The following is an 11,294-nucleotide window of genomic DNA, read 5'->3' on the forward strand; positions in this document are numbered from 1 at the left end:
ACTTTATACCACGTTTCTTGAGTTTGGCTGCATTCAAGTTAGCCCCAGAAAGGTTGGCTCCATTCAAGTTAGCCCGTGAGAGGTTTGCACCAATCAAACCCGTCATCTGCAAGTTGGCTTTACCTAATTTTGCTCCTTGCAAGTTAGCTAAAAATAGCTTTGCCCCAGAGAGGTTGGCGATTTTTAAGGTAGCTTGTTGTAAGTTAGCTTTATAGAGGTTTGCTCCTTGCAAATTAGCTACACGCAGACTTGCTCCACAGAGGTTGGCTGAACGCATGTTTACCCCACAGAGATTAGCGCGGTTGAGATTAGCCCAACAGAGGTTTGCTCCACAAAGGCTAGCTTTTAGTAATTTGGTTTCATAGAGAATAGACCTAACGAGTTTAGCGCCGTTCAGGTCAGCCTCACTCAAATCCGCTCCGCGCAGGTCAGCCCCACTCAGGTCAGAACCACGTAAGTCTGCTTGTTGCAGATTAACTCCTAGCAGGTCTGCCCTTCTAATGTCGATATTCCGTAAATCAAGTTTTTGATTTTTTGGGTCTTCGAGTAAATTACGTCTGCCGATGACAGTTAAAGCTGCTTGAATATCAGTGCGGATTGTTGGCAATTCTTCATGGAGGTTTTGCTCCAACTCCTGTGTCGGACGCGACCCACCTCTGTGCCTACCTGAATAAGCTGCTCCTTGATATTCCGGGTTTTGTTGCTCTACCCTCACCTGCACAATAGGTGCATTCTCTCGCACAAAGGCAGTCAGAATTTCCATAATTGTCCAGTGTTCTTTAGAAAAATCCTGAGCAACTCTTTCTAATGCATAAATTGCACCTGTCCGGGTTTCAACTTTTTCATGACCAAGCTGGGCAATTGCCCCCATAAAGCGCTCTGAAATCAATCTGTCTTGATTAACTTTTGCATTTTGAATGCCAATTTCCAGGTTTTTCTCAGCTGCGATCGCATTTTTCTGCATCGCTTGGGCCCGCTTTGCTGCATAATAAGTATTAAACATTACTGCCGATGCGAGAAAAACTATTGCAGTAGTTGTTAATGCTTGGTTTCTATACTGAATTTTTTCCTGAATTGACAATTCTTTAATACTGGACAACGCGAAAAAAATTACAGTCAATGAGAAGCCAAATACAACTGTTATAGTTATTAACCAATTCAAAAGAGCGTCTGTCTTTTTAGAAGACATGGTAACGATTTTCCTTACAACCTAGAATTATTACTTAGATATTGAGGAAAAATAGTATAGCATTTAGCAGAAAATTATTATAGGTGTCAAGACACTCATTTAACTAGGTAATGACATCGAATATACTATAGCGTTTCTCGTTTGCATGAAGTACATTTTTAAACCTCACCCCCAACCCAATACTGCGTAGGTTTTGCCTAAAAAATCACTCTGGTGTAGGTTGGGGAGCCACTGCGTTGGGCGGGTTTCCCGACTTGAAGCAAGTGGCGTTTGAGGAACGAAACCCAACATTTTCAGGGCTTTTTACTTTTGACTTCCGCCTTGCAAGACTAGTGTTTTACTCAGAGAATTTGGCTTCTCTGAGGTTTGCCCCATCGAGTATGGCATCATTGAGAACTGCTCCATGCAGTTCAGCTAGATATAAGCTTGCATAATATAGGTTAGCTCCTTCTAGGTTAGCTCCTTTTAAACTAGCAGCACTGAGGATTGCTCCTTCTAGGTTAGCTAAATATAAGTTAGTACCTTCTAGATTAGCTGCACTGAGAATTGCTCCCGCGAGATTAGCTTCTGTGAGGTTAGCTTCAGCAACATTAGCTTGATAGAGATTTGTCCGTTCTAGGTTCGCCCTATTCAGATTTGCTCCTCTTATGTCCGTGTGACTCAAATCAAGTTGCTCATTTTTTGGGTCTTTGTTTACATCTCTTCTAGCAATAACGGTAAGGGCTGCTTGAATATCTACACGAACTTTTGTTGACAGGTTGCTCGTTACTTTCTCTTGGGGCATGTAAGGAGCATTTTCTCGTACAAAAGTAGTAAGAATGTCCATAATTCTCCAGTGGTACTGGGGATAATTATGGGCAATTTGTTCTAAATCATTAATTACAGCTAGACTGGTTTCTATTGTCTTATTCCCTAGTTGTTCAATTGCTATTCTTAAACTTTCTTTTGGCAATTGATGCTTAGTTTGGTTAACTTTTACCGGAAAAGCATGTATCCTCAGACATATTTTTGATAACTGACTGTTATTTGTTGGTAAAATATTTTTTATGGACTGAAAAGCATTAATAATTACTGTCAACATTTTTAAGTGATAAAATGAGGTTTAAAAAATTACTTATACTTACTACTCTTCATTCTTCACTATCAATTAACCCTGAGCATGATGATTTTGATTGATGCCTGTGATCCAGCATCTATAAATCATTTATGAAAAACTATTAATTATAAAGGATAGCCTTCTTTTTCCAGATCCGCTAGGCAACAAAAAAATCTTACAACTCAAATAGTATTATTATTAACTACTTCAATGCAGCAAAAATTACAGCCTATAGTTAAAGACTTAGTGCTAATTGGTGGCGGTCACAGCCATGCAATTGCCCTGAAAATGTTTGGGAGAAAGCCTTTACCTGGTGTCCGTTTGACGTTGATTACCGCAGCCAAAAATACAGCCTACTCTGGAATGTTACCAGGACATATTGCCGGATTTTACAGCCACGATGAATGTCATATTGATTTGCGACCTTTAGCGAACTTTGCTCAAGCACAGTTGTATATTGACAGAGTAGTTGCCCTAGACTTAGAAAATCACAAAGTTATTTGTGCTAACGGACTTGTGGTAGATTTTGATGTCCTGTCTATTGATATTGGCAGCACTCCGGCCACAGTGTCTGTATCAGGTGCAGCAGAATATGCGATCGCAGCTAAACCAGTATCGCAGTTATTGGAGCATTGGTATGAACTAATTGAAGCTGTAAATAAAAATCCTCATGAAGCAATTAGGATTGCGATCGTCGGTGGAGGCGCTGGCGGTGTAGAATTGGCGCTGTCGATGCAATCTCATTTACATCGCATTTTACGTCAAACTCAACAACCTATTCAAAATCTGGAAGTTCATTTATTCCAGCGTGGCACAGAACTGATGCCCAATTACCATTCATCAGTACGCCATCAAATTCAGCAAATTTTAACTGCGCGAGGTATTAAGCTACATCTTGGGGAAACTGTGTGTAAACTTGCACCTACACCACACAGGGAAACTAAAGAAATATTTGAGATTAGATGCGAATCTGGTTTGACAGTAGAGTGTAATAAAATTTTTTGGGTAACACAAGCATCAGCACCCGCATGGTTAAAAACCGCAGGACTAGGAACTGATGAGCAAGGTTTTATTTTGGTAGAAGATACATTGCAATCTCAAACGCACCCGCAGATATTTGCTGCTGGTGATATTGCCACAATTGTAAATCATCCGCGTCCGAAAGCTGGGGTATTTGCTGTTAGGCAAGGTAAGCCTTTATTTGAGAATTTGCAGCGAATTTTATTAGGTAAGTCGCTCAAACCCTATAGACCACAAAAAGAATACTTGAGTTTAATTGGTACAGGGGACGGACGAGCAATGGCAACACGAGGTCTCATCACTTTACCACCTCATAAACTTTTGTGGCATTACAAAGATTGGATTGACCGCCGCTTTATGGAACGTTTTCGCTTTGAAAAAATGAGTGATATTATGTCCGCTTAATCACTTATTAAACCCGGAGAACCCCACCCCACCAAAGCTATGCTTTGTCTCCCCTCCCCGCAGGCTAAGGTATACACACAAGTCAATTACCCCCCTTAATCCCCCCGATATATTGGGGGGAAACAAGAATCTGTTTCAATCTTTCAGTCGTGGAAGTAACGTTGACACAATCCCTGGTACAGGATTAGGACTAGCGATCGCTAAAGCTTGCGTAGAGTTACATGGTGGCGATATTACTTTGTCTAGTCAAGTAGGGCAAGGAACTAAAGTTACAGTCAGCTTACCGAAGATATTCCCAACGGCTCAACTATTCCCATCATCAACTTGACTTGTGGCAATTTGGTTATCAGTTATCAATTAATCTCTATAGTTCTAAATCTCATAGTCAAATATAGTCAGACCTTTGCAATTTAGATTTAAGCAACTCTACTTTCAGCATGAACACGCTTAAATAGTGGAGTTAAACGCCAGAGGATGTACTACCAAACATCTCCTATGTTGTTATATCTTGCACCTGCCTATCCCGCCTGAGAATAAATTCTCTTTTCTTATAGCCCAAGTCCACTAAGCGTAGACTACAACCCTTACTTAGTCTTCTTTAGAAGACTTTAGCTATAAGCCTCAGAATTCATTCTGAGGCGTTCGTGGGGACTGGTGCAAGTTCTGAGTTATGCGATCGCAAATTCTGAATCTTTCCGCAGTTCTTCAGACCGGAATCCTAACACAATCCGATCTTTTGGGATACCTGCCTTCACTAATTCCGTTGCTACCCCCTCTTCAGTACCATCACGTTGAATCCAAATTTTGCCATCAATAATATCAATGTGAATCAGACAGCCGTGAACGCGGCGAGTCACAGTAGGAGATAAATCATACGCTGGTTCTCTTCCCAAAATCATCAACAAGTAACGGTCTTGTTCGCTGTCGAAAACTGTTTCAAATTGAATATTGCCAATGCTGAAAGGGATTGTTGTATGCTCAATCAGAATATTCCGAATTAATTGCCTGTACTGCTCCAAGGTATCCATCTGAAAATAACCTCTTGCTCTAGCTGAAATACAACGATATGGATTTTGTAATCCTCTATCAAAAGTTTAGCAATTGGTTCATCAAAGATATCGGCGTATACTTCGTCACGAACAGCGAGATAGAGGACGTTTTTGACGTTCTCGTGGTAGCGGTCTTTAGAGGTTGTTTGAAAAGTATTATTGCTAACATCTAAGCCTCGGAAACCTAACCCCCCGAGCAAGCCTTCCCTACAAGGGAATGGGGGTTTCAAAGCCTCTCTCCGCTTGGAGGAAAGGTTTGGAAAGGGGTTTATAGTATACTTTACGACTTTTCAAACATCCTCTTAACTGGCATACATTACTCGAATATCTAACACACCAAAACCCTCCACTAAATAGACTCAGCACTCTCGAATTTTGCTACTTCCAGCATCGCTAGAAAAATTTTATCAAGAATAACAAGGTGAATTTTCGAGTAGTTTACCAAATTGCTGGTGATTGAGTTGGCTAGGCAACAGCAAATTCTGAATCTTTCCGCAGTTCTTCAGATCGAAACCCTAACACAATCCGATTCTTTGGGATACCTGCCTTTACTAATTCTGTTGCTACCCCCTCTTCAGTGCCATCACGTTGAATCCAAATTTTGCCATCAATAATATCAATGTGAATCAGACAGCCGTGAACGCGGCGTGTTGCAGTTGGAGAGAGTTCTGGCACTGGTTCTCGACCAAGAATCATCACCAAATATCGATCCTGTTCTTTATCAAAAATAGTTTCATGCTGAATATCACCGTAAGAGTAAGGAATTTTCGTGTGTTCAGTAATAATGCTGCAAATTATCTGTCTGTATTGTTCCAGAGTATCCATCGGACTATAACCTCCCGCTTTGGATTGAAAACGATGAGAGGAATTTTGTAATCTTCCAATATAAGTTTACCAAGCGGTTCTTCCTCAAAAATGTCAGTAAAAATATCCTCATGAACAGCAATATACAAAACCCTATCTGGATAATTGCGGGACATTACAGCAAGGTAAGTAAAGTACTGACCAATTGCCTGTTCGAGGTCTGCCACTTCCGATTCACCACTGAAGGTCTTGATTTCAACAGCAATTTTCTGCGTTCCTTTTTCTGCTATGAGTAACTTTTCGGCTGCCAAATCCACGTAAAGATCCTTTTTCCCCCACTTTAGATGAAAGGGATCGTCGGTAATCGTCCAGGCATCTTTGATTAGCGCATTTTTCAAGTTCTCGTGGTAGCGGTCTCTAGCTGGCATAAATTACTCGAATTACGAACTTGTACTGAGCGAAGCCGAAGTATTACGAATTAGTCCCCTCGACTTTTGCCACTTCCAGCATTGTCTTTAAAACTGAATCTGGATTCAGACTAATTGAGTCAATTCCTTGTTCAACCAAAAACTGGGCAAATTCTGGATAGTCGCTGGGTGCTTGTCCACAAATGCCGATTTTGCGATCGCATTTTTTCGCCGCTTCTATGGCCATTTTTACCATTCGTTTCACAGCTAGACTGCGTTCATCAAACAATCTCGCTACCAACGCCGAATCCCTATCTATCCCCAATGTCAGCTGAGTTAAATCATTAGAACCAATGGAGAAGCCATCAAATACGTCAGCAAATTCCTCAGCCAGAATAACATTACTGGGCAACTCACACATCACATAAACCTGCAAGTCGTTAACACCTTGCTTTAAACCGTTTTTTGCCATCTCTGCTAAAACCAACCGCCCTTCATCGGGAGTGCGACAAAACGGAATCATCGGAATAACATTCGTCAAACCCATTTCTTCCCGTACCCGCTTGATAGCATGACATTCTAGAGCAAAAGCTTCCCTGTAGCCTTCATCATAGTAACGCGCCGCCCCCCGCCAACCCAGCATTGGGTTTTCTTCATGGGGTTCAAACTGTCGCCCACCTAACAAATTGGCATATTCATTACTTTTGAAATCTGACATTCGCACAATTACTGGTTTGGGATAAAATGCCGCTGCAATTCTACCTATGCCTTGGGCTAATTTATCTACAAAATATTGGGGTTTTTCATCGTAAAGTGCAGTAATTTCAGCAATTTTAGCTTTGACAAATTCATCTTTTAACAAGTCATAGTGAATTAATGCCATTGGATGAATTTGAATTTGGTTAGCGATGATAAATTCTGTCCGTGCTAAACCGACTCCATCGTTGGGAATTGCAGATAAACTCAATGCTTCTTGGGGATTACCCACATTCATTAAAATTTGAGTGCGGGTGCGGGGTAAGTTCTCTAAAGGAACTTCTTCCACTTCAAAAGGTAATAAGCCTGCATAAACTTTTCCCTCTTCCCCTTCAGCACAAGAAATTGTTACCTCTTGACCGGGTTTTAAAATTTCTGTAGCATTGCCGCATCCCACGATCGCAGGTACACCCAATTCTCGCGCAATAATTGCTGCATGGCATGTCCTACCACCAGAATTGGTGACAATTGCACTTGCGCGTTTCATAATTGGTTCCCAATCCGGGTCAGTTCTCTCTGTCACCAAAACTTCCCCAACTTGGAACTGGTCGAGTTTCTGAACATCTAAAATTAGCCGTGCTTTCCCTTGACTAATCGCTTCCCCAATCGCCCGTCCCGTAACAAGAGGGATTGGCGAGTCGTCGGTAGAGACGCGATTAATCGCGTCTATACTGGGGAGTGGAGATTGGAAAGTTTTTTCCCCATTCCCTATTCCCCATTCCCTATTCCCCAATAACAACCGATAACTCCGCAACACATTTCCCGTCTTCTGCGACTGCACGGTTTCAGGACGTGCTTGCACAATAAAAAGTTGGTTAGTAATTCCATCTTTTGCCCACTCGATATCCATTGGAGTGGAAATACCGTGGATTTGGGAATAATGGTCTTCAATTAAACACGCCCAAGTTCCTAGTTGTAAAATCTCTTCATCACTCAGGGCAAATTTACCTCTTTCGCTGGGCAAAACAGACACATTTTTTGTAAATTTGGAGCCATCATCATAGATCATTTTCAGCTCTTTGCTGCCCAATTTTTTATCGATAATTGGGCGAAAACCAGCTTTTAAAGTTGGTTTAAAAACATAGTATTCATCGGGATTTACAGACCCTTGAACAACATTTTCACCTAAACCGTAGGCGGCTGTAATCAGTGCAGCATCCTTAAACCCGGTTTCTGTATCAATGGAGAACATCACCCCAGAGGTTGCTAAGTCAGAGCGCACCATTTTTTGCACACCCACAGCCAGAGCAATGCTAAAGTGGTCAAATCCCTTGGTGTGGCGATAAGAAATGGCGCGATCGGTAAATATGGAAGCAAAGCATTTATGACAAGCTGCTAAAACTCCTTCAGCGCCGACAACGTTGAGGTAAGTTTCCTGCTGTCCAGCAAAACTAGCATCTGGAAGGTCTTCGGCAGTGGCGCTAGAACGGACTGCAACATCTGTCTCTGCATTGTATTGTTCACACAAGCTCTGGTAAGCTTTCGCGATCGCCTCTCGCAATTCTACAGGAAATGGGGTGTGGATTAATAGCGATCGCGCTTTTTTCCCCCGTTCTCGTAAGTTTTTGACATCCTCAACATCTAAGTCAGCAAAGAGTTTGCGTAGCTTTGCTTCTAAACCTGCTGATTGAATAAAATAACGATAAGCGTAAGCCGTGGTGGCGAATCCTGTGGGAACGTTAATACCTTTGGGCGTTAGCTGTTGAATCATTTCGCCCAGTGAAGCATTTTTACCACCAACTACGGGGATATCAGCAATACCAACTTCATCAAACCACAAGATGAGCGATCGCTCTTGGGAAGATTGAGATAATGTGTTTTTAGATACTGTAGTCATAATTACCTTTTAAGTTTATACTCAGTTTGTCAGTGTGTAACCGCTAGTATATTTTTCCTATATTCAATTTTATATTTTGCAGCCACTGGGTGATTTTAGATTGTGTAATTAAATACCATATAGTCCAGAAATAACAATTATTCGGGATAATGGCTCTTTCGTAATATCGGATACAATGCATAATATAGTTTGCGTGCAATGAATGCTACATGACCTTTTGACAGAAGGTATTGGCCATAACTATGGGTTGTTTCAACTCCAAAGCCCATGCGCTGGAGTTCACTTTCAACTAGTACTACCCAGCCCTCTCCTTCAGTGAAGCCCTTATACCAATTCACAATTCGCAATTCACAATTAAAAAACTTAGAGATAGCTAGCCTTTCAGGGTTTACATCTGTTTCATAATTTTAGTGAATTGGTATTACTTGTGCTTCCTTGTGCGACTTGTCCTGTCGTTGCAATGTCGAATATGAATACACTCCCAGGAGTTACAGCAGTTTTCATGTATTTGAACCACATCTGTCGTAAGGGCACAGCATTGCTCATTGGTGTCAACTTAAGCTATAAATAGCTTAACTGTTGGCTTCCACGCCCGCCTAGAACTAAAGTTCAAGGCTAATAGCTAAAGTCTACTGAAGTAGACTAAAGATTTTTGGCTATATTTAGTCATCTAAAGATGACTTTCGCTATTAGCAAGGAACTTCAGTTCCTTGCGGGACATGGCTTTTACGTTAAGTTGACACGTATGACCATTGCTGTGCCCCTACCACGTGGTCTATTTACCTGAAAATAGCTGTAAGGTATTATATATGCGGTGGAATTGAACAAGAATTTGGCGATCGTTGTCTGAATCAAAAGGTAGCTGAGGCATTCACCAATCGATACTTATTGCCTCTTCACAGCAATCGTATAACTAGGTAAATGTGAGGCATCTGTTTGAGTTTTCACAAGTCGCAAGTCATTATCTATATATAAATGCTTAAACACTTGAGAAGTTACTAAGGATGTTTTTTGAAATCCATTAACATGATTTATCTCTATATTTTCTAATTTTAGAGTTTTAGGTAAAAGCCCTTTCGAGGTGTTCAGTTTGACTTTATTGTTAACTACATGAGTAAACCAGTTGTAGACTGATTCTAAAGTTAGAGGAATTTCTCTATTTGTAAAAGCCTGAAATCTATCAATATTTTGAAGATACCATTTACCATTTTGAACTCCATATTTTTGGATCAACATGAAATCATAAGCTGGTAATCTTGATTGAAAATTCTGGGATAAAGACTGCTCTTTTCCCATTATATAGCGAGCTATACTGGCACAGTAACCATCATGCTGGAAAATTTGGAAGGACTGCTCTTGTATTCTTTGCGGTAAACTTTCATGAAACGATATTGTAGACCAGATTGGTGTCCAAACACCCACTAAAAGCCGTAGTTGCTCTGTAACACTGAAAACAGGATTTTGTTGGCTCAATTTGATAAAATAGGGAAGCAATTCAGTTTTATAAAATTTTATTTCGTCATTTAAAGCTTCTGGATTTCGACCTTGAACTCGTGCCAAAATTTCATTTTTAAATTTTAGTTTTTTTGGAGCACTTAATTGATTTTTCAGTAAGAGGTCGAACATTACCATTTACCTTTTTCTCATTTTTTTAGATGACTTGGTTGGTAAGTATTAAAAACTGCTGAGTTTAGCGCTCATAAAGGTATAATTTATTCTTGCATCTGGAATATCATGCCTGCATAATTACTTATAATAAAAGAACTCTACCCCTGATGTATTAGAAATCTAGTTCCCTCCTCAATACATCGGGGAGCCACTGCGTTGGGCGGCTCTGCCGACAGCCAAGCAAGTGGCGTGAGGGTTAGGGAGGGGTAAAACCTACGTTTAAACCCAGATGAGTAAACTGTTTCAGACTTGTGTGTACACCGTAGGCTTGCAGGGTGGGGTTCTTCGGGTTTAATAAGTAATCAAGCAAACATGATATAAAAAGTAAAGCTTTTTTGCCTATCTTTTTAACAGTTATTGGGCGCTTTACTGCTTGATATTACTTATTTTACTTACAAAATTGTGTGATCCAGATCACTGTAAACTAAAATATATTGAAGAAGTATTTAGAAAAATGAAGTGCGAAGGATGAATGAAAATTTTGCTCCTTCGCACTTTATTGTTTATCTAAAATTTCTACGATTCTCTTCCCGATGCCCAGGTATCACGCCATTTTACAGTGCCTTCTTTCGCAATCACCCAACGACGATTTACCAGATTTTCGCGCAGGGGCGATCGCCCTTCCCGCCACATGGCATATTTATAAGCAATCAGCTTACCAGCACTCTCATCAAAGGGAATCTCGGCAAACCAAGTATTGGTGTTGATGTACTCTAAGGGATAGGCTTTGTTGATATCCCAGTTACCCAACTCTGGGCAATCTCCAATTACCACAATGGTTTCACCAGGTTGGGTCTGCACGCCCTTGGTTTGTTCACCCGTGAAACGGTACTCAAAACGCAGTCTGTAATAAGAATAGGGTTTGTGGTAGTACATGTGTCCAAACTTGCCGTCAAATTGCTCATACTGATCATAAGCCAGTCTGATCATCCCATCCTCTACCCTGAAGGTATTCTTGTAGTTATCATTCAGATCATGTCCGGCTATCTTGATGTCCCAACCGGTCAGGTCCTTTCCGTTAAACAATTGCTCCCATTCTTCTTTTTTAGTTTTTTGAGCCTTC

Annotated in this window: 10 protein-coding genes and 1 pseudogene; 2 read left to right on the forward strand and 9 right to left on the reverse strand. The window is 40.8% G+C overall.

Annotated elements, in window-relative coordinates:
• Together LC574_RS08370 and LC574_RS08375 are read right to left on the reverse strand one after the other, a co-directional pair.
• The coding region (locus tag LC574_RS08370; RefSeq protein ID WP_229452818.1) for a pentapeptide repeat-containing protein at positions 1 to 1,189 on the reverse strand (1,189 nt) is incomplete at its 3' end.
• A 337-nt stretch (positions 1,190 to 1,526) separates the two neighbouring features.
• Complete coding sequence (locus LC574_RS08375) at positions 1,527 to 2,270, reverse strand: pentapeptide repeat-containing protein (RefSeq protein WP_229452820.1); 744 nt, start codon at positions 2,268 to 2,270, stop codon at positions 1,527 to 1,529.
• 225 nt (positions 2,271 to 2,495) lie between these two features.
• Here LC574_RS08375 and LC574_RS08380 point away from each other — a divergent pair, with 225 nt between their 5' ends.
• Together LC574_RS08380 and LC574_RS08385 are read left to right on the forward strand one after the other, a co-directional pair.
• Positions 2,496 to 3,710 carry an FAD-dependent oxidoreductase gene (locus LC574_RS08380; RefSeq protein ID WP_229452822.1) on the forward strand — a complete coding sequence of 405 codons (1,215 nt, stop codon included), beginning with the start codon at positions 2,496 to 2,498 and terminating at the stop codon, positions 3,708 to 3,710.
• A 127-nt stretch (positions 3,711 to 3,837) separates the two neighbouring features.
• Positions 3,838 to 4,038: pseudogene (locus tag LC574_RS08385) on the forward strand (sensor histidine kinase); the annotation flags it as partial.
• 340 nt (positions 4,039 to 4,378) lie between these two features.
• Here the strand turns inward: LC574_RS08385 and LC574_RS08390 are convergent.
• From LC574_RS08390 to LC574_RS08420, 7 genes are all read right to left on the reverse strand, one after another.
• Positions 4,379 to 4,738, reverse strand: a complete 360-nt coding sequence (locus tag LC574_RS08390; RefSeq protein ID WP_229452824.1) for a XisI protein — start codon at positions 4,736 to 4,738, stop codon at positions 4,379 to 4,381.
• Positions 4,708 to 4,989 carry an element excision factor XisH family protein gene (locus LC574_RS08395; RefSeq protein ID WP_229452826.1) on the reverse strand — a complete coding sequence of 94 codons (282 nt, stop codon included), beginning with the start codon at positions 4,987 to 4,989 and terminating at the stop codon, positions 4,708 to 4,710. Before LC574_RS08395 ends, LC574_RS08390 begins: the two co-directional genes overlap by 31 nt.
• Positions 4,990 to 5,224: 235 nt before the next feature.
• On the reverse strand, positions 5,225 to 5,584 hold the full coding sequence (locus LC574_RS08400; protein ID WP_229452827.1) for a XisI protein: 360 nt from the start codon (positions 5,582 to 5,584) through the stop codon (positions 5,225 to 5,227).
• Positions 5,554 to 5,991, reverse strand: a complete 438-nt coding sequence (locus tag LC574_RS08405) for a XisH family protein (RefSeq protein ID WP_229452829.1) — start codon at positions 5,989 to 5,991, stop codon at positions 5,554 to 5,556. The genes LC574_RS08400 and LC574_RS08405 overlap by 31 nt, the downstream gene beginning before the upstream one ends.
• Before the next feature lie 43 nt (positions 5,992 to 6,034).
• Positions 6,035 to 8,563, reverse strand: a complete 2,529-nt coding sequence (ppsA, locus tag LC574_RS08410; RefSeq protein WP_229452830.1) for a phosphoenolpyruvate synthase — start codon at positions 8,561 to 8,563, stop codon at positions 6,035 to 6,037.
• Between the two features lie 885 nt (positions 8,564 to 9,448).
• Positions 9,449 to 10,189: a hypothetical protein gene (locus LC574_RS08415; RefSeq protein WP_229452832.1), complete on the reverse strand. Its 741-nt coding sequence runs from the start codon at positions 10,187 to 10,189 to the stop codon at positions 9,449 to 9,451.
• A gap of 558 nt (positions 10,190 to 10,747) precedes the next feature.
• Positions 10,748 to 11,294 (reverse strand): family 16 glycoside hydrolase (locus tag LC574_RS08420; RefSeq protein WP_229452834.1); only part of this gene is annotated, 547 nt, incomplete at its 5' end.

Source organism: Nostoc sp. CHAB 5715 (assembly GCF_020829685.1).
In the GTDB taxonomy this organism is placed as follows: domain Bacteria; phylum Cyanobacteriota; class Cyanobacteriia; order Cyanobacteriales; family Nostocaceae; genus Nostoc.

Excerpts from the sequence above, each read along its gene's own strand:
- LC574_RS08405 (WP_229452829.1), bottom strand. The coding sequence starts at position 5,991 with ATGCCAGCTAGAGACCGCTACCACGAGAACTTGAAAAATGCGCTAATC.
- LC574_RS08380 (WP_229452822.1), top strand. The coding sequence starts at position 2,496 with ATGCAGCAAAAATTACAGCCTATAGTTAAAGACTTAGTGCTAATTGGT.
- LC574_RS08390 (WP_229452824.1), bottom strand. The coding sequence starts at position 4,738 with ATGGATACCTTGGAGCAGTACAGGCAATTAATTCGGAATATTCTGATT.
- ppsA (WP_229452830.1), bottom strand. The coding sequence starts at position 8,563 with ATGACTACAGTATCTAAAAACACATTATCTCAATCTTCCCAAGAGCGA.
- LC574_RS08375 (WP_229452820.1), bottom strand. The coding sequence starts at position 2,270 with ATGTTGACAGTAATTATTAATGCTTTTCAGTCCATAAAAAATATTTTA.
- LC574_RS08415 (WP_229452832.1), bottom strand. The coding sequence starts at position 10,189 with ATGTTCGACCTCTTACTGAAAAATCAATTAAGTGCTCCAAAAAAACTA.
- LC574_RS08400 (WP_229452827.1), bottom strand. The coding sequence starts at position 5,584 with ATGGATACTCTGGAACAATACAGACAGATAATTTGCAGCATTATTACT.